This is a genomic window from Ketobacter alkanivorans (genome assembly GCF_002863865.1).
Classification (GTDB): domain Bacteria; phylum Pseudomonadota; class Gammaproteobacteria; order Pseudomonadales; family Ketobacteraceae; genus Ketobacter; species Ketobacter alkanivorans.
Genome location: NZ_CP022684.1, coordinates 2,877,301 through 2,903,733 on the forward strand (window position 1 = coordinate 2,877,301; position 26,433 = coordinate 2,903,733).

The window sequence follows — 26,433 nt, forward strand, 5'->3', positions numbered from 1 at the left end:
TGTTATGTGTAACCCAAAAATGACACAATATTGCAAACATGGCGGCCTACGAAATGAGCTATGTGAAGAAGCCAACGGGGATGGCTTCGATATTGATGCGGATCAAAATAGAATGGAAATTGATTTGGGGGGCGACATGTCAGAGCGTGGTGCAGAGGACAGCTTTAATGCGCTTAATCAGTTTGGGGTGAGTGAAACGCTGATTGGCCTGTTTCAAAGTTTGCGTGAGGCACCGGGGCTATCAGGATATAAATACCGCACCGAGGACATCAGTCGTCTGGAACGTGCCGTCGTCTTTCGTAATTATGGCAAAGCCTGTCTGGAACTCAGCTATCTTCTCACGGCAATTTTGCAACTGCCAATCGCGCAGAGACATCACTCGCCGCTATTACAGCATCTGTGGATTGAGCAGAACATTACTCCTGTCCGAGTGCGCTCTGCGTTCGCTGAGGCGGACGGAGAAATTGTAAGCCTAACAGAGGAGGGCATCCAACAGCAGATTGGTGCAGATCGCTTTGTTATTTCACCGACGCGGGTCGGTTATTTAGCGGCGCTAATGGAGTTGATCACGTATATCAATCCGGCAGTGATAGCCGAGGCGGAACATCAGCTAATCAAGCCTACCGTAAAATCGATACAGTCATTCTCCTCCCGATTACAAAAGTGGATTTATGACTATCTTGATGAGCATCTAATGCCAGCACAGCTGCGACGTCGGTTCCGCTTTTTAATGGATTGGTGTTTAGCGAACAAGCCGGAGCACCAAAGCGTAGAGACCTTTACGAGTGATCAGGTGGTGTTTCAATTTTGGCAGCAGGTGTCTGAGCTGGATGAAAACCTCGGGTTTCGACGGTTTCGATCGGTAGGTGATGACTTTATTGCCTTACTGAAAGCGCTGGAGCTGGGGCGCAGCCGATCTGAAGCCAATCATGCGGCAACCATTGGTTTGGACGTTGAAGCCGGAGAATGGCATCCAGATCAACTGGAGCAGCTGTATGAGGAGCTCGGATTAGAGCTGGCGGATGTTGGGTTTCTTGCAAAGGCTCCGAAATTTTTTGCTTCGAGCACCTGGGTGGAGGTGTCTCAGAGATTGATGGACGCGGGCAAACTCAGCGCTCGATTACCTCTCACTATCATGCGCATGGATGTACTGGGTGGCTTGCAGGCTAAATTGATTCAAGCTGATAAAGATAAGAACCATGAGCGATTTGAGTTTTATATGGATTCCATCCCAGAGCAGGATTACAGCGCCTATTTGGACGGGTTGGAACAATACACATCAGCAATCCAGGATGCCAGGATGTTGGGCCTTGGGTTGTTTCTGCAGTTGAATAGCCCAGAAGCGCTGGCACTATTGGCAGAGATATTGCCCGCTGACGTGTTGCAAGCCATGCAACAATGTATGCAAGATGCCAAATCTGATCAGCTACTAGAGAAAATAGTCGAGATCAGATTGCAGGTGCCGGAGCTAAATAGAGTGTGTCAGCAGGCCACAAAATTGCTGAAGAAAACCAACAGGGCGGGGTTCAGTGTCCTCCCGCAGCAGGATGAATTATTCGACTACAGTTATGCGCTGGATGTCATAGCACAATGTAATCGCTTGCGGAATGGGCATGTGTGTGCGTTGCATTCTAAACTAGAGCATCACGACACTGTGACCTTTACTGAAGATCTGGCGACATTCCGACGCATACTGCGTAAGCTTTATGGAGAACAATTATGAATGGTGATCAAGGCACAATGGATCATTCTACACCGGAATCGATGTTTGTGGCACTGAAAGCATTACAAGGCATTCACCAGTTGCAGGGAGATACCCAGGTTGTTTTGGCGGATATCGTGGCCTATATCTCAGGGCGAGGCAAGAAAGACATATTAGTAGAGAAGGCGATTCGCTCCGATTTGCGGTTAAGGCAACTGTATAAGCTGCTGTTGCAGCAGCAGCGGGTGGCGTTCTTGCCGAAGGAAGCACTTGCTCAGGATGCAGCTGAGTTGGATATGCGGATTGGGGCAGGCTTTCGCATATTGTTTCGCCGATCGCGTGCAGATTCAGGGCAAACATATGTGATTATAGAGCTGGATGAACATTATGAATTGGATCGCAGTTCAGACTATATGCTGTTTGCTGAAGATTCGACTGACGTCGTGCGTTTGAGATTTGTGGCGACCAGCGGTGGACGCTCACAAATCATATTGCCCAGTGACGATAAAAAGCTCAAGACAATAAAAAACCCGGATATTGAGCTGAGTCTGGTTCCTTTGTAATCCCTAAATTGGAAGCGTTGTAATGCGTGTACATGTTTTTATAGCGACAACTCAAGGCCCCATAGCAGTACAGCGTATTGTGGCAGAAGAACCTGACGTGCAATCTGTTATATGTATTGATGGCGGTATGGAGCCACTCTCCATTAGTGGCCGATATCATGATTTTGTGCGTAAAGGCAGTGGATTGATTCAGCGGGATTTTGGTGAGCCTGCCTATCGTGTGGATGTGTCCGGGCGCATTGATCAAGGCAACAGTTGGCAGTTGCCCGTGTATCTGGCTCATTATTTGAGCGCAGAGGGCTTGCTGGGAGATGGACAGCCGCAGCCCGGTGACAGAGTGGTGTGGAGCACAGGAGCCCTGAAGGCTGATAGATCCATTTCACCGGTAGAGGAGGTATACAATAAACTTAAAGCATCCAGTGAGCTGTTTTTGAATCTCAAAGAACAAGATGCACCTGTGTTGGTGTTGGTGCCCGCAGCTGAGAGCCCAGCTTTGGATCGCTGGTTACAATCAGACGACATCATGGTGGAGGCGCATACTGACTGGATCTGCGCTTCATCGGATCAGCTAGACGATGCTCTGCGCCAACTGTGTGATTTTATTTATCCTGAGCATGTTGGTGAACAAGACCAGCAAGATCACTGCATGGAAGAGGGCAACATCACCCAGCCAAATATACTGCAGGAGCCCTACCTGCCGCCTCCGGGAATGGTATCGGAAAGCGTACCTGCGATGGCGGCGGATGTTGCAACAGCACCGCAACCGAGCACAAGGGGCGGTATGATCTGGGGAGCACTGATATTATTGCTAATAGGTGCTGGCGTTGCGGGTTGGCAATACCAAGAGACAACGTTACCTGCCCCCAGTTTGGTAGTTGAGATGGGGCCAACCTATGGGGAATGCAATCAAAAATACATGATCGAACAGGTGTTAGTGGCAGAAAATGGAAACTTTCCGGATGTGTCGTTAAACAGGCTGTGCGCAATATGGATAGAAACGTCGCCGGAGGTTGGAAGTGTTGTTGGGGTGTCTTTGGATAACGGTACACTGTTTCCCATTCAGTTTAGTATCGATCGTTGGCGAATGTCGTTACCCAGTCAACGCTTTCACAGTCGCAAATATGCATTACTTGTTTCGGAGCAAGTACTGACAGACTCCGTGCTGAATAAACTTAAGAGTCAGCTAGAAGATGAATTCAATCGAGACAATGCCCAGAACGATACGATAGACCCTGCGTGGTTAGAAATGGTTGCGCAGAAAAATTCTATAGATATAGATGTGTATACGCACCAACTGGTTTACGAAAAAATGTCGTCTCGCGATTTTTGATCGGCAAACAATTGACCTAATCCTGTCATAGCCATATCAGAACTACCTTTTGGGAGACTGATATGAGCAGAAAAACGATAATTGCACTCTGTATGGCCCTGTTGCTATCGGGCTGCTTGATGCAGCCAGGCAACATCGAAGCCAACGACCCCTATGAACATATACGAGCTGAATTCAGCCAATGTCGCGCTCAGGCCCTGAAGATGGATGCCAGTGCTCGTGAACATCAATCTGTTGCCCAATATCACACCGCCGCCAACCTGTTCGGTCATTGCGTTGAGCGATATTCCACATATACAACGGTTGTATCCGCTGATGAGATGTTGGAAATGCAGGCGCTCTCCATCCTGGGCTTTATCAAAGCAGGAGATCTTCAGTCAGCCGAGGAGCAACTTCAAATTATGCGGGACGCATTTCCCGACCATGATCTTTATTTTTCAGACGGAAGTTCGTTTGTAGATTCGATTTATTTGCTGCTCGATACTGCCCCGACTGCGAGCAATAACAGGCGCCTATTGAATGTGAATCCAACCGTTTCTGCTGAGCGCCAGCGCCGCGATTACTGGTTGCAATACTAATCAGTTTGGAAATGGAGGGTAACGCAATGCATCGCTTCAACAACAGGTTTCCAGCAAGCTTCTGCCTCAAAGTGTTGATCAGTTTGATGTTGATGATTGTGCCTTGGGTAGCCAATGCACAATCTGCGGACTGGGTTCCAGTATCCAGTGAAAAACTGATTCAGCTGCCGGCGAGTTACCTCGATCGCTATGTGGAGCAGGATTTTCGTAGATCGTCCCTTGCCCAAAGCGTGGACGCTGCTAACAGTGCAATGGATGCGCAGTTATCTCGCATGACTTCACTGCGGGATCGTCTGGCTAGTGCACAGAAACATGAACAAATAGATTTGCGACATCAATTGCTGTTGGCGAAGTCGGAATACATTGATGCAGTGGAAGAAAAGCAGCGATTGGATCGCCGTGCGCTAGATAAAAAGTCCACGCTCTATCAGGGCGTACTAAGGGCAATGCTGAAAGATCAGCGAAGTAGAAATGACCCAGTCAGTGTTACGCTGGTATCTCAGCAGAAGGCAGCACGGGAGCGCATGCAGCGTTCGGTTGCAGTGGTAAATGAAGTGCTGGATGCAGAACCGGGTTTTAAACCTTCCCAGTATTCAGAACAGTATCGGGAAAACCTTGCCAGAGTGGAAGCGCTCAAATCTGCTATTGCCGAGCATGTAGCAAATGCGTCGCCGCTGATTAATGGCGAAGATGTATCAAGAGAGGAGTTTGTACGCTTTCTGTTGGCGAATGTTGAATCAGAGCGAGCTTTGTTGGATCAGGAACAGCTGATGTTGGGATATATGGCGCGACTGGTTGCATTGGATGCTCATGGGTTAGAGCAGGAGTTGATGTTAGGTGAGCATAATGACGCTGAAGTATTGGGCGCCGGAGCCAAATCAGAGCGCTTGGCCAAAGCGTCCGAACTGTTTGTTGATCAATATTAAAATACGGGATACCCAACATGTATAAGATGATTCTGATCATAACACTGGCTTTGGCCAGCATCCCTTTTGCTCAGGCCGCAGATCTGCGCAGCCTCGAAAACCTCGAACGAGAGCGTGCGCGTATGCTGAGTCTTGCACTGTCTCATGATATGGAAAGTGTACAAAGGGAGCAGCGGCTTAAAGCCATGTTGCGAACCCTTGTTGATCTTGAGCGTATGGTGCTACGAGACGACCGGCTGCTGGGTGTTGCCGACCCTAAAGTGAGGCGTGCATTCAAACACTATGAACTAACGTTTGTCAGTCATGCTTCTATGGAAGCGCAGCAGCAGGTCGTCGATTTCTGGCTTGAGCAACAAGGTTTGAGTACGGATCGGATTCTGTCTGCCAAGGCAGGCTTGCGATGAGTGTGAAAGTGAACGTGCAGAGACAAGATTTGGCGGGGTGGTTGATCAGGCCTGGCCGAGTATTGTTCTACCTTGGCGGCACAATAGTAATTGCCCTTGCTCTGGCCAGTTACCTGACTGAGACGGACACGGAACAGGTGTTGCTGTGGCTCAGGCAGGTATTTACTTCCAGTTTCATCGTGATGTTTTTGGTGTTGGTGTTTGCCGGTGTGTACGGACTGATCCGGCTCGATGGCTCTGAGGAGGACGCGTTCTGGCGGGAGTGCACGCTGCAAGCAGCAAACGGAATAGCTACGTTGGCGCTTACGTTTACCTTGTTGGGGATCAGCCTGGGGATTGGGGGATTGGCCCAACACAGCATCAGTGTTGACACTGTGCCAGGCCTTATTCAGGAGTTAACCGGACATTTTTCTACCGCTTTTATGACAACGGTCGTTGGTCTGCCTGTGGCGACGCTATTACGTTCGGTGGCATCGATTCGCTCAATTCGTTTGCAACTCGATTGGAGGAGAAACAGATGATTATTCGATTGTTCCTATTGATGGTGCTGGTAGCAGTAGGGTATCTGATGACTGCGTCACCGATGAATGTGTCTGAGTGGGCCAGGAAACTGAACAGCTCCGATGGGTTCCAGGCTGAACCTGAGCGAACGGAACAGCTGCAGTCGATTCAACAAGAGTTGGCGCTTATCAAACAGCAGTATGCGGAGCTTAAGCTTGCTTTATTAACAGAGAACACAAAAAGCGCCGAATATATCGAGCAGAATACGGATTTCCATGCCCAGCATCAGCGGCCCCAGGAGCTGCTTGAACTGGCCGAGCGCATGGAGCTTCGTGCGATTGAATTTGGCCGTTGAAAGTGTGATGCACAGGCTGCTGGATGGGATAATTGCTGTTGCAACACTGGTGATTATCGCAATGACAGCAGTGCACCCCGTTAGACAGGAGCCGCCGCCAGACAAGCACAAAACTACAGCGCCCGTACATAGGGGGCCAACATTGGAGCAGTCGGTATTATTCACAACAATTCCATTGCCCCCACCGCCACCCAGCGGTGAAATCACTGAATCGAATCTGAATCTGCCCACAAGACACGATAAGAATGGGCCGCACATAGAGTGGGGCTGGCCAGATAGCGCAGTAGAACAAGATGAGCTTTATCATTATCTACGGCGTTGCGCTGGCATGGAACTGGCGCTGCTCAGTGCGGGACAGATCGTGCGAATAACCAGCCAGAAAGATTCGGTGCCGATAAGCAGTGCAGTTCGGATCATCAAGGGAAGGCCGAGCCCTGCTGAGCAGCGCTTAGTGCCCCAGATCAGGGCAAGGGGAGCACCAGTCCGACTGTTTTCGGCTCAGTTTGATCAATATTTGATCCGGCAATTGCAGCAAGTGTACGGTCAATCTTTACGCGATGCTGATCGAATATCGGGCCGCTATCAACGAGCAGGAAAACATTGGAATCTGAATATGCTAACCGTGAATGGCCGTAGAGTAGGCGGGGAAATCCCCTTGAAATATGCTTGTATTAGTAGTCGCTGATGTTTGGTTGAGGGGTTGTCAACCCAGGCCGTGGTTGCGACACTATCCAGCGATACTTAGTAGAAAGCCATAAGAGGGAAGTATGAAATTCTCCAGGCAGGTTCTTGGCCAGTAGAAAAACTGCCCTAGCCTGTTCATAGTCAATCGAGACCATCAAAATCGAATAGGAAGCGAACCATGAATATCTTACGAACACTTTGTGCCAGCATCGTTGCCCTGTGTGTATTGGCCTTCAGTGCGCCGTTGTTGGCTGGGGATAACCCGAATTTATTAGTGATGGGGGAGGATGGTGACAAGGACACAGTGCCCCGTAGCAGTCGCGTATTTAAGCGAGTGCTGGATGCATTGAACGAAGAGATGCACAACGCCGGATTTAATATGTACGACGAAACTGCGATAACTCTGGGGGACTTTGCGCAGGGTCGTTCACGTCGTACTGACGCTGAGATTATAGACGTTGCCCGCTCTGTGCGCAGACCTCCTATAGATGTGGCGGTGATCTTTCAGATTTATGCCAGTGCCAAGCCCTTGGATCATACAACTAAAGTAAAGGTACGTATCAGCGGCCGCATGCTGAACGTAAAAACCGGCCAACGCTTGGGCAACTTCGAGGTGGATACACCCCAGGAGTGGAATGCAGAGCCGGAGTGCAATCGTGAATGTATTCTGGAAGTGGTAGGCAATTACAGTAAAACCATTGCTGCAGATCTTGGTGCTGTGTTGGCTGAAAAACTGGCGTGGATGGTCGAAGGTGACAGTGATGGCAGCGCTGCCACAGGTGAAAGTCAGTTACCGATGGCGTTTAACTTAATATTTGATGGCTTTACCCCAGATGACATGTTGTCCATCGAGGAATATATAGTCATTTTCTCTGGCTACAAATCACATCGCCCTGTGTACAGTTCTGCTCGTCGTTCAGAGATCTGGTATGAATCCACTATAAAGTCAGCGAAGTTAAATCGTAATCTGCAAAAAATGTTAAAGGAGCTGGATCTGAGCGGTATGGTTCAGTTTGCAGGTAATACCTACAGTGTTAAGAAAATTGCCCGTCGTAATGAAACCAAAAAGCCCGATACCAAAGATGGTTGGTAATGCCTGGCTACGTAGCTAAATTGGGGAACGATGATGCGTAATGTCTATTTAGTACTGTTGTTAGCGGGGCTGATGATTTCTGCTGGTTGTGCCACTAAGTCTCCGGCCACAGAGCCATTACTCTGGACGCCCACTAATCCTGAGCGCGCAGTGGTGGTGTTTGTAGATGATCACATTGACAACAGTCTGGAGCGTGATGAGGATTTGGTTCTTCAATTGCAGCGGCGCTCAGTCAGTGAGCTGCAGCAATATCAATATGACGTAACAGAAAGTGATCGTTTAACACAGACATTTCTGAATCATGCTGGGCGCAGAACCGGCAGTGAAGTGGCTGATAGTCTGGCAATGTTGGAGGGTTGGGGATTTGCAGTGGCGCATGTGTTCTCTTTGCACTCAGAAAACACCGCGCAGTATCGAAAGGTTTGGCTCAGTGTCAACAGTACGCTGTATGACGTTCAAGAACAGCGCATTATTCAGCGTTGGGAACAACCAATGCTGCGTCATGTGGTGGTTGCGGCTGATTGTAATCAAGCGTGCACTGAGCAATCTATCTTGCCTCGCGCAGAGGAGCTTATGGTGAACATCGCCGAGCGTACTCATCGGGCAATTAGGGAATATCATCATCCTGCTGAATACAAAGCACCACCTGCAAGAAAGCCGCCACCAAAACCTCCGGCGAAAATACCGGATGATGTTCCCGAGCCGAGATCGTCTGAAAAAGGTCAATGGAACACCATTAATTTCTAGCGGCTCTACCACGACGGCGCACGCGTCAAACTGAAAAAAGTACTGGGCAAAGTATGAGTAACACACGAACCAAATGGATGTTGTGGATCAGCTTGGTGTTGATCATGCAAAGTGCCTGTTGGAGCCAGGCAGCGCAACAGCAAACCGATCTGGAGCGGCCACTTGTCGCATGGGCGGGCTTATCGCTGTCTGGTTCGAGCAACAAACTGGATATCTTGTATCCCAGAGTAATGAAATATCAGGTGCGGGCTAATCAGTTGTTATATAGCACGCTAAAAGGAGTGCGGCCCGAATACTACCAGCTGGTTACAGACGATAAGGTGGATCTGCGCAAGGGTAATAGCCTTGCGATGACGCTGATGGTGGACAGTGAAAATGTCGTGGTTAGACAATTAGCCGGTTTACACCAAGCAGTAGTAGAAATCTCGGCCAGTGTGCTGGTTTATGATGTGGCCAGTGATGAAAAAGCAGTAGTGGCTTCGTTTCCAGTGGGGTTGGGTCCTTACGTAGAAACCTATGAGCACAGTGCGCCTACGCCGCAACAGCTGGATCGTTTGGTGGAGGGATATTTGTTTGGGGGGTTAAGCAATCTTGAAGCCGGTCTAATCGAAACTGCCATCAGTAACATGCAGTCAGCTGATATCAAATATCGATATGCCGCGAAGATTGGAATTGGCTCAGTAGCAATTGCCGAAGAGGCTGCGGCACTGATGGCGCCCAACTTCGGTTCTGATCAGAATGTAATGGAAGCCTATATTGCCAGACAAACAGCACGTTTATTATCAACCAGTCAGAAGGTGTCAGTTATTCCCTATAGAGTAGATAGTGCTGTGGCTCAGATGGTGCTGCGATTTACTGGAAAGAAAACCACGGTGCTGTTGGAGCTGCCTGAACCTGATTATCAACTATCTGTAAATGTTGAGCGCTTTGCACGTAAGTTGACTCAGGAAAACAAGCATGAACAACTTTTTGTTTATGCGGCCAGGGCAACGATCGGTATTGATGATGATTTTGGCGATCAGGTATACCAGGAATCGATGAAGAACTATGTACATAAAAAGATACTGCGTTCGCAACCAAACATTAATGAATGGGTTGTGTATCGTGGTGCGCTGGAGAACCTGACACTGACATTCTTCCAGCAGCTGGCTGCGCCCCAGGCAGGCTGGTTCAATTTGCAAGGTTTTGAGGGAGATCAGCGTAAGCAAGTGCAGTCAGATTTGCTGGCTGCCGCCGAGGTTTTGGAGCAATGTCGATGAGAAGGTGGGCAATATTGTGTATGGCTGCTGTGTCCTCATGGGCTAATGCTGAAATTGTCCACTCCAAAGGATTGGCTGAGATCAGAATCAATGGCGCAAGTGCCAGTTCGCAAGAACTGGCTCAAGCAGAATTTGTGGCCAAGGAAAATTCAGTACAACGCTTTCTTGCGGAATTCAGACCAGCAGCAGCGCAGGTGTACGCTAACTGCGGATTAACGCAGAAGAACATCGACGAAGTGGTTATTGATACTCGTACGCGTCCACCCAAAACTCGGCAGGGATTGGTGCAGGTAAAAATGCGTACCAGCATTGATCAGGTTAAGCTGGATCTGCATTTAAATTCATGCGTTAAACCCACATCACAACGTATTGCTATTGTGCTGGTGGCGCGTGAGCAGGCAGACACGCAGAGCCATGATACCTACAAAGCGTTTTTCGGCCAGCTTGATAAGTCTTTGGGGGCGGTGTTTGTCGCCAAGGGATTCAGCGTGGATTCGAAGCAGGATATGGAAATATTCAGCGGTGGCATTTATCGACAAGAGCGCCTGGTTCGGCAATATGAGCACAGTGGTCAGGTTAATTGGGAGCCAGCGCGAATAGCCGGTTTTATTACCAACGTTGATTTGTTGGTCATTGGCTACTTTGATATTGGTCGTTCTAATAGTGTGAGCACAAACAATCTAACAGAGGTGGCTGTATCAGGAACCGCTGAGATGTTCGATATGGTCGAGAATGTGGTGGTGGCATCAACGCCTAAAATCCAATTGAATGCCGAAGCAAGAAACGAACGGGAAGCAATTAATGAAGCAGTGCAGTTGGTGGTTGAAGAGGTGGGTATTCAGCTTACGGATAAGCTAAACGCCTATTCGCTACGGGCTGGAAAATAAATTTTAGAACATTGGGGAATGTTATGAATAAGCTGAAGAATATTGTGATGACGATTGCCTTGTTGGGGCTGGCAAATGCAGCATCGGCGGGCTGGGGTTTTGATGATCTGAAAGAGCTGGTGCCGCTGAAAAAAACTCAAAATGATTCAGAGGTGAAAGTAGAAGAAAAAGCAGGGATAGACGCAGATAAGGCTTCTGAAGCCCAAGCTACTACGGCTGAAACACAAGCCAAGGTGCAGCAGTCCGAGGCAAAAAAGGTTGAAGCCGAAGCGAAGATGGACGTGCTTGTTGATGAGAATGAACGGGTGGTAAAACGATTGATCGCATCCTTGCTGCGGGTGGCAGAGGCGCAGGCAAATTTTGCCGAAGCTCTGGATGCCAAAGACCAGGCGGACAAGCTTCGGGCCGAAAGTAAGGCGCTGGGGGAAGCTAACTATACAGATAAGAGTGCTCTGCATCGACACGTGAAAGTGTCTAAGGCTACTAATAAGGTCATTCAAAAGAAAATCGCCTTAAATCAAGAGCTGAGCCAAGAGGGGCGAGAGCAGTTCAGTACTGGGATGTTACATTACGTGATTGCGGTAAAAGAAACCAAAGAGATGACCGATGAAATAGGCCCGTTCTATGATGCCACCATGGCAGAGGCCAAAACGGTGCAGAGCCTGATTAATCAAAGCAAGAATCAGAATAATGTAATTGGCTTCATCACTAATGTAAAAGACTATGCCACAAGTCGTTTCGGGAAAAAATTCGCTACCACCAAGTATCTGGTAAAAAACAGCAAAGGTTTAGCGAAGGATCATAAGGCTACCGTGAATTCAGTAGTGGAGTATGCGAGAAACAATGATATTGAGGTGCCTAAGGAAGTAGAAACGTCTTTGGACTTCATATGATGCCGTTGGATGCAAGAGGATAGAACTCATGGAAGCGACAGCAGCGATGAGGCAATATTGCGTGGCCAGCAGGATGACAATTCAAGTTTTGCTGCGGAGTGTGAGGCGGATGGGGCTGTGTGCTTTGTTGTTGCTGAGCGCATATTCGGGGCCGTCAGTTGCTGTTGAAGCAGGGTGGGATGGGCCGAATAACGATCCGTTTGGGTTGCAACCTAAAGAACGCAATATTGCCCGGATCAAAGAGATACCCATTGCGCTGCCCGGTGAATTCGTTATGGATTTACATAGAGCGTCGGATTTTGACAAAACGAATACCTATATTGCTGATCAGCTCGGTAAGGATGATTATGATATCGCCTTGATACCGAACTCAACACTAAGTGTGGTGAAGTTTCCTGTACCAAAAGGGGGGTGGATCAATTTTAACGATTACTTGGCGATTCTGGAACAGGCACCGGGTGTGGCTGATGCCCAGCCTAATTTTGTCCGATATACCACCGTTGGCCAAAGCCCTTTTTCTGATCCGCAGGCAAGTAAGCAGTGGTTTTTGCAAGCAATCAATGCTGAGCGCGCGTGGCGGATAAATCAGGATGCCTCGAGTGTCGTTGTGGCGGTTATTGACGACGCCATTATGGTTCAGCATGAAGATTTACAAGGCAATCTTTGGAGTAACCCAGGAGAGATCCCGGGCAATAGGATTGATGATGACCGCAATGGATATGTTGATGATATCAACGGCTGGAATTTCGGCGCTAACAATAATGATCCATCTCCAAGAGGTTCAGGTTGTATTGAAAGTGGGCACGGCACTCATGTGGCAGGTGCGATAGGTGCTGTGGGTGGCAATGGTAAAGGCGTCACGGGTGTTTCACCTAAAGTAAAGATCATGGCTTTGTCTGCTGGCCGGCCTGATAGTAAGTGTGGTTTTGACTCTGCAGGCATACTGGAGGCTGTTCGGTATGCGGTTGATAACGGAGCCAAGGTCATCAATCTTAGTTTGGGTGGCCCCATGGGAACTAGAATTGCGAAGCAAACCTATCAGTATGCCAGTGATAAGAATGTATTGCTGGTTGTAGCTGCGGGCAATGATGGGTTATCCAATGACGTGGAGGATATACCCCAAGGCAGCGAGATCACTCTGACCGCTCTGGTGCGGGACAACAAAGTTGTTCATCAGGCATTGGCTCCCAGCTATCCAGCTGCGTTTTCCCGCAGCATTGACGGCATGCTGACGGTTGCCAATATGCGCGCTGATACTCAAAATTCAGCAAATCTTTTTTTATACCGTAGGGACATTCCCTGGGATTACGTAGGTGTTGGGGTGAAAGTCCAAGGTGGAAAGCTGGTGACAAAAGGCTTTAAAAAACTGTCATCGGGATCTTGGGTTGTGGGCAGTAGTTATGGTGCCCGTACGGTTCAAATTGGTACACCTGGAACGGATATCTTCAGCACTATTCCCAAGCCCAGTGGTGATGGGGCTGCGAGTGGCTATGGCATGATGACTGGCACGTCGATGGCCAGTCCGATTACAGCGGGTGCGGCTGCTCTGCTATGGTCGAGCTTTCCTGAGCTGAGTAATGTGCAGATCAAGCAGCGCTTATTAGCCAGCGTGAAAAAGAATTCGGATCTGAGCGGTAAGGTTGGCAGTGCGGGGCAATTGGATATCTATGAAGCGTTGTGCGGTAAGCAGTTTAGTAAACGGGCGACCGGTTGCGATGGCAATAAGCCAAAATCCAAGCCACCTCAGGCTGCGCCCCCTGTCAGTAAACCTGTGCCGAAACCAGCACCAACACCTGAAACGAAACCGAAGCCAGCACCTGAGCCGAAACCAAAACCAAAACCCACGGCCAATGATTGGTTGCGTGGTGCTGAGGACCCATCGGAAGGCAGCATCGAATGGTGAAACACATGCAGAGCAATAAGCTGATCGTAGTGGTGATATTTATGGTCGTTGCCGTTGGCTGTTTAAAGCAAGAAGAGCCACTTGAGCAAGCGGAGGTGCTGCCTGATATTTCTGCCCAGGCACTTGAGCAACCGGTAAGTGTACCCTATGAGCTGATAGTGGAGTTGGGCTCAGGGATTGACCCTGCCGCATTGCAGCAGGCACTGGTTGATTTGAAGCCGGTTTGGAAATGGATTGGGCCCCAAGAGCATAACCTTGTGCTGTTGACCTTTCCGGATACGGTGGATATGGATGCAGCGGCTACCCGTATACAGGCTTTGGATGGTATTGAAAATGTTCAACCTAATTTCATAATGCAAATCCAGGAGAGTTCTTTACCAGAATCAAATTAGGCGATCAGTTTCTGATTGCCGCCTTTGGCTGTGTATAATGCGATCGAAATCAATATGTGGCCAATATTAAGAGGATGCCGACCATGAGCTGGACAGTGTACTTATCAGGTGAAATTCATACCGACTGGCGCGAACAGATTATTCTGGGAGCTAAGGCCTTGGATCTTGCCATTGAATTCACTTCTGCGGTAACGGATCACGACGCCAGTGATGCGGCGGGAGATGTGTTGGGTGCCCAGGATAACGGGTTCTGGCGTGACCATCAGTCTTCCAAAGTAAATGCTATTCGCACCAAGAACCTGATTGAAAAAGCGGACATCGTAGTGGTTCGTTTTGGGGATAAATATAAACAGTGGAATGCCGCTTTCGATGCGGGATACTGTGCAGCCTTGGGAAAGCCTTACATTACCCTGCATGATGAATCCATTATTCACCCTCTCAAAGAAGTGGATGCCGCCGCCATGGCGTGGGCTCAGACGCCACAGCAGGTAGTGGAAGTGTTGCGTTACGTGGTGGGTTGATATCGCAGATTGAAACATCTGATTGCTTCACGCATCTAACAGGATAACCAGGGGGAGTAATCTGATGAATCGAGTTAAGTCTGTTTTTATTTCGTTATATCTCACGTTGTTGGTGGTGGGGTTGGTGCGTGCATTGTGGCAGTTATCGGTACAGCCTGCCTGGGGCTGGGTTGTGCTGGCATTGTTACCTGCGCTGGGCTTTTTTGGCTGGGTGTTTGGTTTCCGTGTGGCGCGAACCGGTTATGCTTCTGTGGTGATGTGGGCTGCTCCGTTGATTGCGTCGGTAGCGATGCTGATTTCAGGGGTGACGTTAGTGGAGCCCTGGATCTGGGTGTTGGATGTGGGGCTGGGCGGCGCTTTACTGTATGTATTGTGGTATTCCCGCTACGGAGCGCGTGATAGTTTGGTGTTGCAGTGTGGTAACACTTTGCCCGAATTGGTATTTGAAACAGAGCATGGCCAGCGTGTCAGTACACAGGATTTTAAGGGCCCGCTGTTACTGTTGTTTTATCGGGGAAATTGGTGCCCTTTGTGTATGGCGCAGATTCGCGAAGTGGCTGATCAGTACAACGAATTAGCCGCAAAAGGTGTGAATTTGTTAATGATCAGCCCGCAATCTCACAATAATACAGCGGCGTTGGCCCAGAGGTTCTCTGTGCCCATGCAGTTTTTGGTGGATAGGGATTTGGCGGCGGCAAGGAAATTAGGTATTGAAGCGGTTGCCGGTTTGCCCGCAGGATTGGAAGTGCTGGGGTACGATAGTGATACAGTTATGCCTACGGTTGTTATTACTGATGCGAAGCACAATATTATTTTTGTTGATCAGACCGACAATTACCGAGTGCGGCCAGAGCCCGCGACATTTATGCAGGCTCTGGCGGCGGCAGGCCTGTAATCCTAGTAGAAGCGGGATACCAGTTCCAGCCGCCAGGTGGTGAAATTTGGATTTTCTCCTGCTACATCAACGTCCACTTCCGACCACTGGTATGTACCCTTGACTGCAAAATCACGGTTTACATCCCAGCGTAGCCCCAGTCCCAGTTTATAGCTGAAGCCGCTTTCCACTTTAGTGGGCTGGTAGACGTAGCACGAATACCAGTCGCACCAGCCGTAACTGGGGCCGGTGGCGATGTTAGAGTCGATAGTAGTCCACCCCAGCGAGCCGGCCACAAAAGGCGAAAATGGTTTGTTGAGCAGGTAGTATACGGCATCAAAATTCAGGCTATAGGTGTACAGCCGGTTGCTGTAGGAGAAATCATCATTGGATGGGTCAATGGCTTTGGCGTGAGAGGTATAGTTCATACCTATCCAGTCAAAACTGCCACCTATGGCGAAATTCCCTGTCTTGTTGTACAGATACGCAAAACCGAACCCCAGATCATCATCCACCTCCAATGAGGAACCGTTGGGGCCCGAGTAGTTCTCGTCTTCAACATAGTTGAAACGGAATGAAAATTCTGACGTATAGGGGCGTCGGCTTTGGGCTTGAGCCAGATCTGCTGAAAATACGAATACGAAAATGACCATAAGAAACAGGCGTGATAAAGGCATGTTGCATCCCTGTAGATTGATAGTAAAACGAATGTCACGGATGTTAGCAGAAAGTTCGGGTGGTGCGTTATACCTGAGTGAGGTGGTTGGCCCCTGTGTTGTTTGAATAAGAATATGTCAATGCTGAGGCGGAAATGGTCACTGTGTTATGGGGTCTGCTCTGATACTGTACGGTTTATTATGCGGCAGAGCTATTTCTGGGTAGTGGGAACGGTGTGTTATGAATTGTGCGACTAAATTCGAGGAGATGTTGCGTTCAGGTGCGGTGGGCACTGAGCAGGCGTTAGCTTATTTTGATGAGCTGGAACCTGTAAACGTGGCTTTTATGCTGGGGAGCTGGAGAGGCAAAGGCTTTCCTACAGGGCACAAAATGGATGGTTTACTGGAGAACTATAATTGGTACGGAAAGACCTTTGAGAGTTCGGAAGACGTACATCCACTGGTGTTCAAACGCACAAATGGCAGCACCGTGCGCCTAAATCCTATTTGGTTTCCCATGAGTGCAGCCCGCCGTACTCGCCTGGCGACCAGTGGTTTGTCTCGCTTCACCTTCAATATTGCAACGTACTTTCTGAAAACCGGCAAATCCAGAGCACGTCTGCGCATGACGGAATACCGTGGCAAGGTGAGTGCCACCATGGTTTACGATCAGAAGCCGATCAACGATGTGTTTCGTAAGGTGGATGAAAACCGGGTGCTGGGGGTAATGGATCTGAAAGCCAAAGGCTATAAACCATTCTTTTTTGTGCTGGAGCGCGCCACGACCTGAATAAAAGAAGCAGCGCGACTATGAGCAGGCAGGTTTAGGCGGCTTTGGCCTGCGGTGCTTGGGGTGGCTGTTGCAACAGGGCGCGCCACTGTTCGATCAAATAACTGTCATCATCATCCCAAGGGTGGAAACCGGGCTTAAAATATTGGAACCAGGCAGGCACAACGGTTGCGAACAGGCCGCCGGGTTTGGCCAGTTGCCATACGCCTTTTGCCAGGGTAAGCGGTTGATTTAATAGGCCGTCTTTACGCAGGAATGCGGCAGTATAGCCGAAGGTATAGAGCAGCAGGAACCAAGTGGCCGGTGCCATCACTTTTACTCTCATTAGGTAGTCGCCGTCAGTAACCTGATCCAGCAGATCAAAGGCCACAGCCTTGTGCTCGGTTTCTTCAATGGCGTGCCACAGCCACAGCTGACGCACAGAGGGGTCGATCTTGTCGATGACATTGTGCTTGGAAAGCAGCCACTGAGCCATGATGGCCGTGATGTGCTCCAATGCTGCAGTGGTGGCCAGCTGTTCTACGTCACTCAGGCTTTTGCGCCCCCCGGCAATGAACTTTTGAGCCAGGGCCTGGCCGCCTTCAGCCTCCTTTTGATAACCCATCATGGCAAGCATTTTGTTGAACGTGTCGTGCTCCAGCGAGTGCATGGCCTCCTGGCCGATAAAGCCCGAGATTTCCTTTTGTTGTTTTTTGCTTTGGGCAACATGGCGGAAAGCCCGTACCGAGTCCACGAAGAAGCGCTCGCCATCGGGAAAGGTCAATGACAAAGCGTTCAGCAAGTGGGTTTGTACCGGCTCGTTGTCATACCAATGTTTGGGAACATTATTGAAGTTGAAGTTCATGCGCTGGGGAATAATGGATACGGCTTTGGGCGTTGCTTTGTTGGCCTTGGTGGAACGGAAAAGCTTCAACATAATGACTGCCTCAGATGGGGTTTGGCCCAAACTCAAAATAAATGACATTCGTGTATGAAATATACTATGGTCTAATACTCGTCCATTTGCTGAAAACTGTCTTTTGTGAGAGGGCCAAACTACTTTGAATTTAGGCCACGATAAAAAAACCGTTCTGTTTCAAGGTATTCCAGGCATCTATTTACTGTTGCTGTGTGATGTGATTAAGCAGCTTGGTATGGATGAGCAGGCCATCATTCACGATATGGGTGTGACCCGTGGTGAATTGCTGCGGCCGGATAGTCGCATCACCATGAAAATGGGGCATATTGCTGCGCAAAGGGGTACGGCTCTGGCGGGTGATTTGGGCTTGGGTATGGCCTATGCCCAGGCTTTGAAGGTGACACTGCATGGATCTGTGGGCCTGGTGGCGATGACCAGCCCAACTATTGGGGCTGCGTTGCAGGCCATGTCGAGTTTCATTGCACTGCGCGCACCTTTTTTCAAAGCGGCGTTTGAAACCAGCGAGCGTGAGATGCTGGTGTCATTGGATCCCACGCTGGAAATGGATGCCCCTATCCGCACGTTTATGACCGAGGCCATTCTGATAGGTGTGACGCTGATGTCAGAGCAATTACTGGGCCGTTCTTTACAGCAAACCCAAGTGGAAATGACCGGGCCTGAGCCACCCTATTATCAGCGTTATCGAGAGGTATTGCCGGTGCCGGTGCGTTATGACTGCCCGCGCTGCTGCGTGAGAGCGCCCATTGAATTGTTCCACGCGGTACCTCAGTTGGCCGATCCGGCGGCTGCAGAGCTGGCACGACAACAGTGTGAACTGGAGTATCAAGAGTTGTTTCCGGAGCAGGAAACGTTCGCCGATAAGATCGTGCGTCATTTGCAGAATTCCCCGCAGGGAAAATCGTTGCCCACACAAGAAGACGTAGCTCGACGTTTTCATCTTTCTTCGCGCACCTTAAAGCGACGCCTGCAGGAAGATGGCACCAGCTTTCGTGAATTACTGGAGCAAGAACTCAGGCAGCGGGCCACCCATATGCTGCAAGAAACGGATCTGGATATATCGGAAATTGCCTATCAGTTGGGGTATCGGGATGTGGGTAACTTTTCCACCGCATTCAAGCGTTGGACTTCTAAAACACCCAGAGCGTTTCGCCAGGGGTGATGATTTTTTTGACATGACAGAGGAGGCAGTATGGGACCGTTACAGGGCTTTAAAATAATCGAATTGGCAGGCATAGGGCCTGGGCCATTTTGCGGCATGATGTTAGCGGATATGGGGGCGGAGGTGATTCGGGTAGATCGGCCCGGCGGTAATCCGTCAGCCGCCGGTGGCCATGATATTTTGTTCCGCAATCGTAAGAGTATTGCGGTGGACTTGAAAAGCCGACAGGGGGTGGAGACCGTATTGAAACTCTGTGAGCAGGCAGACGCAATTTTTGAAGGCTATCGCCCCGGCGTGGCTGAGCGTTTGGGTGTGGGGCCAGAGCAATGTATGGCTCGTAATGGCAAGTTGGTGTATGGCCGCATGACCGGTTGGGGGCAAACCGGGCCGCTGGCCAAAACGGCAGGTCACGATATTAATTATATTTCCATCTCGGGTGCGCTCCATGCCATGGGCCGTGCCGGTGAGAAGCCGATGCCGCCATTGAATCTGGTTGGCGATTTCGGTGGGGGTGGGATGATGATGGCGTTCGGCATTGTCTGTGCGTTATTGGAAGCACAAAAGTCAGGCAAAGGGCAAACCATTGATTGCTCTATGCATGAAGGATCGGCAGCCCTGATGGCCATGTTCTATGGGCTGAAAGCAAACGGTTTATTCAGCGATAACCGCGGCACCCATATGCTGGATACCGGCGCGCATTTTTATGATGTGTACGAAACCAAAGATGGCAGGTATGTCTCTATTGGTTCAATTGAACCGCAGTTCTATGAATTGTTGAAAGAGAAAGCGGGCTTGCATGTTGAGGCGTTTGGCGAGCAGATGAATCCAAGCCTGTGGCCGCAACAAAAACAACAACTGGAGGCAATCTTTAAACGTAAAACCCGTGCCCAGTGGTGTGAGATCATGGAAGGCAGCGATGTTTGTTTTGCCCCTGTGCTGGGCTTGGACGAAGCGCCATCACACCCTCACAATACAGCGCGTGCTAGCTTTATTGACGTAGAAGGTGTTGTACAGCATGCACCTACGCCGCGTTTTTCCCGAACGCCAAGTGCTAAGCCTGAAGCCATGCGCACACCAGGTACCCATACTCGTGAAACCTTGCTGGCATTTGGGTTCAGTGATGCCGAAGTCGATCACCTGTTAGAACAGGGGGCGATAGCGCAGCTTTAACGCTGGCCTCGTCGTAGCAACGAGAAGAACTCGTAAGAGGGATCGTCGGTTCCGGCTTTGCCCAGCCGTGATCCCTCTACAATCGGGCTATTCAGATCAACAATCGATGGGTTATGTACATTAACCCAGTCGGCAACTACGGCGCGGTGAGAAAACTTCCAAACCCCATCGCGCTTTTCATATTTATCGAAATAGCGACCGCCAATTAATAGATCAAATGGCTCGCCGTCGGTTTTCACTTTGTGAAACGCCAGCACGTATACTTCGCCTTCGGCATAGTCGCCATCGAGCTTTATGTTCACGGTGGTAACGTTGTGATGCAGAATCTCCATGGGGGCCTGAATATCCGGCAGGCGATCAATGAACTCCATCGCCAGGCCCTGAAAGAAGCCGCCGTGGTCGTCGATGGCATCGGGGTGATAGAGGCTGCGCATCTTGTCTTGGTCGCGGCGGTCGGCGGCGTTGCAGTAGGCGTGGATCAGCTCCTGAATGGCCTGTTTCTCTAACAATATTTGCAGTTGTTGTTCTTGATGTGAGGTCAATGCCATGGTGGGACTCGTAGATTATGGATCTGTGGCCAGATTAGGGGCCAATCGGCAAGCCCTCCACGTCTGTTTGGGTGTTGTCTTGGCGGGCGCATTCCGCTAGAGCTGGTTTAAGAATTGAACATCTGATTCAAAACCTTTGTGTATCAGCAGGTTGTGGTGTGTTGGGTAGTTATGCAGGGGTAAATATCGCTTGCCGATACAGCTGGGGCCTCTATAGTAATAAGTACAATGTAATGAATGTGTTGCAGCCACTGCGCCATGGATAGACATCAGCAGCAAGTACGACCGTTCTCTAAACGAGAGAGGATTCGGCCGCCTATTCAGGTGGGGCTGCTGGCTGCCTTGGTGGTGCTTATTCCCAGCTTACTCTTTGTGCTGGTCATTGTTCAGGGCGAGCAGCGTGATATTGCAGCAGAGGCGGAGCAGTTAATGGATGCTCTGGCAACCAAACTGGAAGGACGCCTGCAAGCCAATTTGGCAGTGGGGATCGGCTTTGAGGCGCAGATCGCCGTGTTGGGTGATTTAAATCAGGTGGGGCTGAATGTATTGGCTGAACGCCTGATTGATCCTGATCTCAATATCCGCCATGTTGCGCTGGCCCCGGATCTGGTGGTGCAAGCAGTCTATCCATTGCCGGGTAACGAGGCTGCCATCGGCTTGGATTATCGTACCCATGAAAAACAACGCAAAGCGGCCTTGCAAGCCATGGAAACCAATGAAATGGTACTGGCCGGGCCATTGCGCCTGGTTCAGGGGGGTGGTTCTCATCTGATCGCAAGGTTTCCTGTTTATTTAGCGCAAGATGAGCCTTGGGGTTTGATAGCGCTGGTGATCAGGGCGGATGAGTTGTTTGCTGATGTTGGGTTGATAGACGCGCAATCGCACTATCAGCTGGCATTGCGCGGTGCTGATGGTCTGGGTGAATCCGGAGCGGTATTTTTTGGCGACGCTGATCTGTTCCAGCAGGATGTAAAGACACTAAACATCGAGGTGCCGGGTGGTAGTTGGCAAATGGCGATTCGGCCGATAAACGGTTGGAATGCTCCGTTGGCTATCTATCTTATTTACGGCGTCATAGCCTTGTTGTTTGCGGTGTTGGGTGGCGCGGCAGCCTATTCTTTGCGGCGTTCAGTCACGATGCGTCTGGCCCATATGCGCCACCTTGAATCACTTTCCGCTATTGATCCACTGACCCGGATAACCAGCCGCTATCAATTCGAGCGCGATCTTGCTGAGCAGGTGACAGTGTGTGAGCGAGACGGTTGCGGGTTCACTCTACTGTTTATCGATCTTGATCATTTCAAGGAAGTGAATGACGGCTTGGGTCATGCTCGTGGCGATGAGTTATTGGTAACCATGGCAGATCGCATGAATAGCTGCATGCAACGAGGTGATCTGCTGAGCCGGATGGGAAGCGATGAATTCACGGCTGTATTTCGTGGTGTGACCTCGACGGTTGAAATTGAACGTCGAGCTGAAGAATTAATGGCGGCTATTAATCAACCGGTGAATATCGGTGGCCTGGATATTACTATAACCAGCAGCATTGGTGTGGCAGTGTATCCTGAGGATGGGCGGGATGGTGAAACGCTGATTCGCCACGCTGATCGAGCCAAGTTTGAAAGCAAGCGCTCGGGACGTAATACGCTGTATTTTTTCAATGCATCTATGCGCAACGAGGCAGACCTGTATATCGAGCTGACCTCGGCAATAAAGGCCGGGTTACAGAAGGATGAATTCGAAGTTTATTATCAGCCCATTTATGACCTGCGTCAGGGCGCTTACACCCGTTGTGAGGCGCTAATGCGTTGGCGCAGGGGCGGTAAAGACATGGTGTCTCCGGCCGATTTTATTCCTGTTGCAGAGCAGTCTGGTTTGATTATTGAGTTGGGTGCCTGGCTCGCAGATGAGGTGTTTAACTGCTATCAAATTATGCAGGCTGCGGGTTTACCGATGAGGTTTTCCATTAACCGGTCTGCGCAGGAGTTCAGTTCTTTGCGTCATACCCAGCACTTTATGAATCTACAGGAAAAGCGCGATATACCGACGCACGACATTACGCTGGAGATCACGGAATCTCTTTTGATGTCTGATAATCGTACTAAAAGCGACAATTTTCAGCTGCTAAAGGAGCATGGATTTTTATTCTCCATTGATGATTTCGGCACAGGTTATTCGGCGATAAATTATCTGCGCAGTTATCCTGCAGAGACCCTTAAGATTGATCGCAGTTTTATTTGGGAATTAGGCAAGTCCGAGCAGGCGGATGTTTTGGTAAGGGTTATTATTCAATTGGCGCAAGCGTTGGGTATAGCGGTGGTTGCAGAAGGGGTGGAAACCCCGCAACAGTTGGAACTGCTGCGGGATATGGGGTGTGATTATATTCAGGGTTTTTACCTGGCCAAGCCTATGCCCCAGTCTGAGTTCAAAGACTTTATTCGTGATGCTGTAGCGGCGTCATAGCCGTGGTGGTTGGCTCTGATGGAGTTGATTGCCGTGTTAGCCAGCGTCGCACGAATTGGTAGAACACAGGAACAAAGAGTACAGCCAGCAACGTTGCAGCGATCATGCCTCCAATTACCCCCGTGCCGATGGCTTGACGGCTGGCTCCGCCGGCACCACTGCTAATAGCCAGTGGCAATACTCCGAACGTGAAGGCCAATGAGGTCATCAGAATTGGGCGCAACCGCATGCGACAGGCATTGATGGTGGCTTGCAACAGATTGACGCCTTTTTCTTCTTCATCTTTGGCAAACTCCACAATCAGTATGGCGTTTTTGGCCGCCAGACCAATGATGGTGATCAATCCTACTTTGAAGAATACGTCGTTCGGCATGCCGCGCAGGTAGACTGCCGCCAGAGATCCCAGTACGCCCAACGGAACTGCCAGTACCACCGCGACGGGGATGCTCCAACTTTCATACAGTGCTGCCAGGCACAGGTATACCACCAGCAGCGATAACAGGAACAGGGCCGGTGCCTGGGCTTCGGATAATATTTCCTCGTAGGAAACGCCGGACCATTCGTAGCTGAATCCGGGGGGCAGCTGTGAAGCCAGTTTTTCCATTTCCATCATAGCTTCGCCAGAGCTGATTCCTGGTGCGGCCTGCCCGCCGATTTTCATGGAAGGCACGCCGTTGTAACGGGTCAGTCGCGGTGAGCCCATGGTCCATTCCAGATCTGCAAATGCGGAGAAGGGCACCATTTCACTTGATTGATTTCGCACACGCAATTGCAGAATGTCTTCGGGCAGCATGCGCGATGGAGCGTCTGCCTGCAGTATGACTTTTTGGACTTGCCCCTGATTCATAAAGTCGTTCACATAGCTCGAACCCAGCGCGATGCCCAGGGTGGTATTGATATCGCTGATGTCGATGCCCAGGGCGCGTGCTTTTTCCCGATCTATGTCCACTTTCAGTTGTGGTGTGTCTTCCATGCCTTCCGGCCGCAGGCCTTGCAGTTTTGGGTTTTGCATGGCCATGCCCAAAAGCAAATTGCGAGCCTGTGTCAGTGCTTCGTGGCCCTGGCCGCCAATATCCTTAAGTTGGAATTCAAAGCCGGTGGCGGTACCCAGTTCTGGAATGGATGGAGGGTTCAAGGGAAATATGATGGCGTCCCTTACACTGGAAAGCTGATTCCAGGCACGACCGATGACGGCATCAACATGTTGATCGGGGTGCTTGCGCTGATCCCAGTCTTTCAGTCGCACAAAGGCGATTCCGGCGTTCTGGCCACTGCCGAAAAAACTGAAGCCCGCTACGGACACTATTTTTTCCACATTGGGTTCATTCTGAAGGAAGTAGTTTTCCATGGAGCGCAGTACTTTGGTGGTGCGTTCCTGGGTGGCCCCGGCAGGCAGTTGTACAATGGTGATGAAGTAGCCCTGATCCTCCTGGGGAAGGAACGAAGTGGGCAGTCGCAAAGCAAAAAAGGTTACGCCACCAACCAGAATGGCGTACACCAGCAGTACGCGAACGCTGCGTTTCAGCAGATACCCCACGCCTTTTTCGTAACCTGCTGTGGTGCGATCAAACACCCGATTGAACCAGCCGAAGAAGCCTTTGGAGTGGGTCGCGTGACCACCTTTTAGGAGCGTGGCGCACAAGGCTGGGGTCAGGCTCAGGGCAAGAAAGGCAGAGAATAAAATGGAGGTGATCAATGCCAGTGAGAATTGACGGTAGATGGCGCCTACCGAGCCGCTGAAAAATGCCATGGGCACGAATACTGCCACCAGAACCAGCGTGATGCCGACGATGGCACCGGTGATCTGGCTCATGGCTTTTACGGTGGCTTGTCGAGGGCCTAGCCCTTCTTCGCGCATGATGCGTTCCACGTTTTCTACCACTACGATGGCATCATCCACCAGAATGCCGATGGCCAGCACCAAGCCGAACAAGGTCAACACGTTGATGGAGAATCCAAACAGGCCCATGCCGATAAAAGCCCCCATCACCGCCACCGGCACCACCAGGGTGGGGATGAGTGTGGCGCGCCAGTTCTGCAGAAACAGAAACATGACCAGGAACACCAGGACGACTGCCTCGAACAGGGTCTGCACCACTTCCATAATGGAGATGCGCACGAAGTCGGTGGTATCGTAGGGGATATCCCACTTCATACCCACAGGAAAGAACGGCGCCATCTGCGCCATGCGTTCTTTTATCAGGGCGGAGGTTTCCACTGCGTTGCCGGTGGGTGAAAGTTTGATGGCAAGGGCAGCTGCAGGTTGACCATTGACGTAGGCGGTTGATGCATAACTTTCACCACCCAGCTCAACCCGTGCTACATCCCTCAGCAGTACGCTGGAGCCGTTGGGGTTTACTTTCAGCAGCACTTGTTCGAACTCTTCCACGGTGTTGAGGCGACTGTCAGTCACCACGGTGGCATTGAGCATTTGCCCTACATTGGCGGGCAGGCCGCCCAATTCACCGGCAGCCACTTGCACGTTTTGCGATTGAATTGCACTCACCACATCGGTGGGTGTGAGTGAAAAAGCCGTGAGGCGGATGGGATCAAGCCAAATACGCATGGCGTACTCGGTGCCAAAGACCTGCGCCTCGCCCACCCCTTTGACGCGGCGGATTTCGTCCAGCAGAAAGGTATTGGCGTAGTTGCCCAGTGCGATGGAATCCATGCTGCCATCGCTGGAGCTGATGGTGAGGATCATCATGAAATTGCGGGTGGCTTTGTCTACGCGCAGGCCCTGACGGCGCACGGTTTCTGGCAGGCGTGCCTCTACCCGTTTTACACGGTTGTTAACCTCCACCTGGGCGATGTCGAAATCAGTGCCCGGTTGAAAAGCGATGGTGATGTTGGCGCTGCCATTGGAGCTACTGTCGGAGCTGATGGAAAGCAGCCCCTCAATGCCATTCATCTCTTGCTCCACCACCGAGGTGACGGTTTCTTCCAGAATCTGGGCAGAGGCACCGGGGTAAGTGGCGGTAACCCGCACCGAAGGCGGCGCGATATTGGGGTACTGTGCCACCGGCATGTCCATCACCGTCAGGGTGCCACCCAGCAGAATGATCAGTGCGATAACGCAGGCGAAAATAGGCCGATCAATAAAGAAGCGAGCCATG

At 50.4% G+C, this 26,433-nt stretch carries 26 protein-coding genes; 22 read left to right on the top strand and 4 right to left on the bottom strand.

Annotation, left to right across the window (positions count from 1 at the left end):
• Positions 1-4: 4 nt before the first annotated feature.
• The 18 genes from Kalk_RS12295 to Kalk_RS12380 all read left to right on the top strand — a co-directional run bounded on the left by Kalk_RS12295 (position 5) and on the right by Kalk_RS12380 (position 15,633).
• On the top strand, positions 5-1,723 hold the full coding sequence (locus Kalk_RS12295; protein WP_101894533.1) for a hypothetical protein: 1,719 nt from the start codon (positions 5-7) through the stop codon (positions 1,721-1,723).
• Complete coding sequence (locus Kalk_RS12300) at positions 1,720-2,265, top strand: hypothetical protein (protein ID WP_101894534.1); 546 nt, start codon at positions 1,720-1,722, stop codon at positions 2,263-2,265. Before Kalk_RS12295 ends, Kalk_RS12300 begins: the two co-directional genes overlap by 4 nt.
• Positions 2,266-2,287: 22 nt before the next feature.
• Positions 2,288-3,595, top strand: a complete 1,308-nt coding sequence (locus Kalk_RS12305; protein ID WP_101894535.1) for a hypothetical protein — start codon at positions 2,288-2,290, stop codon at positions 3,593-3,595.
• Positions 3,596-3,657: 62 nt separating this feature from the next.
• Positions 3,658-4,173: a hypothetical protein gene (locus tag Kalk_RS12310; protein WP_158643463.1), complete on the top strand. Its 516-nt coding sequence runs from the start codon at positions 3,658-3,660 to the stop codon at positions 4,171-4,173.
• 26 nt (positions 4,174-4,199) lie between these two features.
• Positions 4,200-5,099 carry a hypothetical protein gene (locus Kalk_RS12315; RefSeq protein ID WP_101894537.1) on the top strand — a complete coding sequence of 300 codons (900 nt, stop codon included), beginning with the start codon at positions 4,200-4,202 and terminating at the stop codon, positions 5,097-5,099.
• A 17-nt stretch (positions 5,100-5,116) separates the two neighbouring features.
• Entirely contained in the window at positions 5,117-5,503 is a 387-nt protein-coding gene (locus Kalk_RS12320; protein ID WP_101894538.1) for a hypothetical protein, read from the top strand.
• Positions 5,500-6,024 (top strand): hypothetical protein, encoded by a 525-nt coding sequence (locus Kalk_RS12325; protein ID WP_101894539.1) that lies wholly within the window; start codon positions 5,500-5,502, stop codon positions 6,022-6,024. Before Kalk_RS12320 ends, Kalk_RS12325 begins: the two co-directional genes overlap by 4 nt.
• On the top strand, positions 6,021-6,359 hold the full coding sequence (locus Kalk_RS12330) for a hypothetical protein (protein ID WP_101894540.1): 339 nt from the start codon (positions 6,021-6,023) through the stop codon (positions 6,357-6,359). Before Kalk_RS12325 ends, Kalk_RS12330 begins: the two co-directional genes overlap by 4 nt.
• A complete protein-coding gene (locus Kalk_RS12335) occupies positions 6,337-7,044 on the top strand; it encodes a hypothetical protein (protein ID WP_158643464.1) in 708 nt (235 codons plus the stop codon). The genes Kalk_RS12330 and Kalk_RS12335 overlap by 23 nt, the downstream gene beginning before the upstream one ends.
• Before the next feature lie 177 nt (positions 7,045-7,221).
• Positions 7,222-8,136: a hypothetical protein gene (locus Kalk_RS12340; protein WP_101894542.1), complete on the top strand. Its 915-nt coding sequence runs from the start codon at positions 7,222-7,224 to the stop codon at positions 8,134-8,136.
• A gap of 30 nt (positions 8,137-8,166) precedes the next feature.
• Positions 8,167-8,883: a hypothetical protein gene (locus Kalk_RS12345; RefSeq protein ID WP_158643465.1), complete on the top strand. Its 717-nt coding sequence runs from the start codon at positions 8,167-8,169 to the stop codon at positions 8,881-8,883.
• A 53-nt stretch (positions 8,884-8,936) separates the two neighbouring features.
• Positions 8,937-10,142 (top strand): hypothetical protein, encoded by a 1,206-nt coding sequence (locus Kalk_RS12350; protein ID WP_101894544.1) that lies wholly within the window; start codon positions 8,937-8,939, stop codon positions 10,140-10,142.
• 20 nt (positions 10,143-10,162) lie between these two features.
• Positions 10,163-11,029, top strand: a complete 867-nt coding sequence (locus tag Kalk_RS12355) for a hypothetical protein (RefSeq protein WP_101894545.1) — start codon at positions 10,163-10,165, stop codon at positions 11,027-11,029.
• A gap of 23 nt (positions 11,030-11,052) precedes the next feature.
• Positions 11,053-11,922: a hypothetical protein gene (locus Kalk_RS12360; RefSeq protein ID WP_101894546.1), complete on the top strand. Its 870-nt coding sequence runs from the start codon at positions 11,053-11,055 to the stop codon at positions 11,920-11,922.
• 73 nt (positions 11,923-11,995) lie between these two features.
• Positions 11,996-13,825, top strand: a complete 1,830-nt coding sequence (locus Kalk_RS12365; protein ID WP_158643466.1) for a S8 family peptidase — start codon at positions 11,996-11,998, stop codon at positions 13,823-13,825.
• A 5-nt stretch (positions 13,826-13,830) separates the two neighbouring features.
• Complete coding sequence (locus tag Kalk_RS12370) at positions 13,831-14,217, top strand: hypothetical protein (protein WP_158643467.1); 387 nt, start codon at positions 13,831-13,833, stop codon at positions 14,215-14,217.
• An 83-nt stretch (positions 14,218-14,300) separates the two neighbouring features.
• Positions 14,301-14,738 (top strand): YtoQ family protein, encoded by a 438-nt coding sequence (locus Kalk_RS12375; protein WP_101894549.1) that lies wholly within the window; start codon positions 14,301-14,303, stop codon positions 14,736-14,738.
• 64 nt (positions 14,739-14,802) lie between these two features.
• Positions 14,803-15,633 (top strand): peroxiredoxin family protein, encoded by an 831-nt coding sequence (locus Kalk_RS12380; protein ID WP_101894550.1) that lies wholly within the window; start codon positions 14,803-14,805, stop codon positions 15,631-15,633.
• A gap of 2 nt (positions 15,634-15,635) precedes the next feature.
• Here the strand turns inward: Kalk_RS12380 and Kalk_RS12385 are convergent, their stop codons facing one another.
• Entirely contained in the window at positions 15,636-16,289 is a 654-nt protein-coding gene (locus tag Kalk_RS12385; RefSeq protein ID WP_101894551.1) for an outer membrane beta-barrel protein, read from the bottom strand.
• Between the two features lie 220 nt (positions 16,290-16,509).
• On the opposite strand from Kalk_RS12385, the gene Kalk_RS12390 reads away from it, so the two are divergent.
• Positions 16,510-17,058, top strand: a complete 549-nt coding sequence (locus Kalk_RS12390; RefSeq protein ID WP_101894552.1) for a DUF4334 domain-containing protein — start codon at positions 16,510-16,512, stop codon at positions 17,056-17,058.
• A 34-nt stretch (positions 17,059-17,092) separates the two neighbouring features.
• Here Kalk_RS12390 and Kalk_RS12395 read toward each other — a convergent pair whose 3' ends face one another.
• A complete protein-coding gene (locus tag Kalk_RS12395) occupies positions 17,093-17,974 on the bottom strand; it encodes a metal-dependent hydrolase (protein ID WP_101894553.1) in 882 nt (293 codons plus the stop codon).
• A gap of 124 nt (positions 17,975-18,098) precedes the next feature.
• Here Kalk_RS12395 and Kalk_RS12400 point away from each other — a divergent pair, with 124 nt between their 5' ends.
• Together Kalk_RS12400 and Kalk_RS12405 are read left to right on the top strand one after the other, a co-directional pair.
• Positions 18,099-19,136, top strand: a complete 1,038-nt coding sequence (locus Kalk_RS12400) for an AraC family transcriptional regulator (protein ID WP_101894554.1) — start codon at positions 18,099-18,101, stop codon at positions 19,134-19,136.
• 30 nt (positions 19,137-19,166) lie between these two features.
• A complete protein-coding gene (locus Kalk_RS12405; protein WP_101894555.1) occupies positions 19,167-20,306 on the top strand; it encodes a CaiB/BaiF CoA transferase family protein in 1,140 nt (379 codons plus the stop codon).
• Here Kalk_RS12405 and Kalk_RS12410 read toward each other — a convergent pair.
• Positions 20,303-20,854 (bottom strand): nuclear transport factor 2 family protein, encoded by a 552-nt coding sequence (locus Kalk_RS12410; RefSeq protein ID WP_101894556.1) that lies wholly within the window; start codon positions 20,852-20,854, stop codon positions 20,303-20,305. The two genes, Kalk_RS12405 and Kalk_RS12410, sit on opposite strands and share 4 nt — an antisense overlap.
• A 258-nt stretch (positions 20,855-21,112) precedes the next feature.
• Here Kalk_RS12410 and Kalk_RS12415 point away from each other — a divergent pair, with 258 nt between their 5' ends.
• Positions 21,113-23,317, top strand: a complete 2,205-nt coding sequence (locus Kalk_RS12415) for a putative bifunctional diguanylate cyclase/phosphodiesterase (RefSeq protein ID WP_158643468.1) — start codon at positions 21,113-21,115, stop codon at positions 23,315-23,317.
• On the opposite strand, the gene Kalk_RS12420 is transcribed toward Kalk_RS12415, so the two are convergent.
• Positions 23,289-26,432 (bottom strand): efflux RND transporter permease subunit, encoded by a 3,144-nt coding sequence (locus Kalk_RS12420; protein WP_101894558.1) that lies wholly within the window; start codon positions 26,430-26,432, stop codon positions 23,289-23,291. The two genes, Kalk_RS12415 and Kalk_RS12420, sit on opposite strands and share 29 nt — an antisense overlap.
• Position 26,433: the final 1 nt, after the last annotated feature.

What these genes read in the sequence shown, in the direction of transcription:
- Kalk_RS12385 (WP_101894551.1), bottom strand. Translation starts at nt 16,289, where the DNA reads ATGCCTTTATCACGCCTGTTTCTTATGGTCATTTTCGTATTCGTATTT.
- Kalk_RS12415 (WP_158643468.1), top strand. Translation starts at nt 21,113, where the DNA reads ATGGATAGACATCAGCAGCAAGTACGACCGTTCTCTAAACGAGAGAGG.
- Kalk_RS12295 (WP_101894533.1), top strand. Translation starts at nt 5, where the DNA reads ATGTGTAACCCAAAAATGACACAATATTGCAAACATGGCGGCCTACGA.
- Kalk_RS12355 (WP_101894545.1), top strand. Translation starts at nt 10,163, where the DNA reads ATGGCTGCTGTGTCCTCATGGGCTAATGCTGAAATTGTCCACTCCAAA.
- Kalk_RS12340 (WP_101894542.1), top strand. Translation starts at nt 7,222, where the DNA reads ATGAATATCTTACGAACACTTTGTGCCAGCATCGTTGCCCTGTGTGTA.
- Kalk_RS12345 (WP_158643465.1), top strand. Translation starts at nt 8,167, where the DNA reads ATGATGCGTAATGTCTATTTAGTACTGTTGTTAGCGGGGCTGATGATT.
- Kalk_RS12350 (WP_101894544.1), top strand. Translation starts at nt 8,937, where the DNA reads ATGAGTAACACACGAACCAAATGGATGTTGTGGATCAGCTTGGTGTTG.
- Kalk_RS12360 (WP_101894546.1), top strand. Translation starts at nt 11,053, where the DNA reads ATGAATAAGCTGAAGAATATTGTGATGACGATTGCCTTGTTGGGGCTG.
- Kalk_RS12420 (WP_101894558.1), bottom strand. Translation starts at nt 26,432, where the DNA reads ATGGCTCGCTTCTTTATTGATCGGCCTATTTTCGCCTGCGTTATCGCA.
- Kalk_RS12405 (WP_101894555.1), top strand. Translation starts at nt 19,167, where the DNA reads ATGGGACCGTTACAGGGCTTTAAAATAATCGAATTGGCAGGCATAGGG.
- Kalk_RS12305 (WP_101894535.1), top strand. Translation starts at nt 2,288, where the DNA reads ATGCGTGTACATGTTTTTATAGCGACAACTCAAGGCCCCATAGCAGTA.
- Kalk_RS12410 (WP_101894556.1), bottom strand. Translation starts at nt 20,854, where the DNA reads ATGGCATTGACCTCACATCAAGAACAACAACTGCAAATATTGTTAGAG.
- Kalk_RS12325 (WP_101894539.1), top strand. Translation starts at nt 5,500, where the DNA reads ATGAGTGTGAAAGTGAACGTGCAGAGACAAGATTTGGCGGGGTGGTTG.
- Kalk_RS12390 (WP_101894552.1), top strand. Translation starts at nt 16,510, where the DNA reads ATGAATTGTGCGACTAAATTCGAGGAGATGTTGCGTTCAGGTGCGGTG.
- Kalk_RS12365 (WP_158643466.1), top strand. Translation starts at nt 11,996, where the DNA reads ATGACAATTCAAGTTTTGCTGCGGAGTGTGAGGCGGATGGGGCTGTGT.
- Kalk_RS12300 (WP_101894534.1), top strand. Translation starts at nt 1,720, where the DNA reads ATGAATGGTGATCAAGGCACAATGGATCATTCTACACCGGAATCGATG.
- Kalk_RS12370 (WP_158643467.1), top strand. Translation starts at nt 13,831, where the DNA reads ATGCAGAGCAATAAGCTGATCGTAGTGGTGATATTTATGGTCGTTGCC.
- Kalk_RS12310 (WP_158643463.1), top strand. Translation starts at nt 3,658, where the DNA reads ATGAGCAGAAAAACGATAATTGCACTCTGTATGGCCCTGTTGCTATCG.
- Kalk_RS12380 (WP_101894550.1), top strand. Translation starts at nt 14,803, where the DNA reads ATGAATCGAGTTAAGTCTGTTTTTATTTCGTTATATCTCACGTTGTTG.
- Kalk_RS12320 (WP_101894538.1), top strand. Translation starts at nt 5,117, where the DNA reads ATGTATAAGATGATTCTGATCATAACACTGGCTTTGGCCAGCATCCCT.
- Kalk_RS12395 (WP_101894553.1), bottom strand. Translation starts at nt 17,974, where the DNA reads ATGTTGAAGCTTTTCCGTTCCACCAAGGCCAACAAAGCAACGCCCAAA.
- Kalk_RS12330 (WP_101894540.1), top strand. Translation starts at nt 6,021, where the DNA reads ATGATTATTCGATTGTTCCTATTGATGGTGCTGGTAGCAGTAGGGTAT.
- Kalk_RS12315 (WP_101894537.1), top strand. Translation starts at nt 4,200, where the DNA reads ATGCATCGCTTCAACAACAGGTTTCCAGCAAGCTTCTGCCTCAAAGTG.
- Kalk_RS12375 (WP_101894549.1), top strand. Translation starts at nt 14,301, where the DNA reads ATGAGCTGGACAGTGTACTTATCAGGTGAAATTCATACCGACTGGCGC.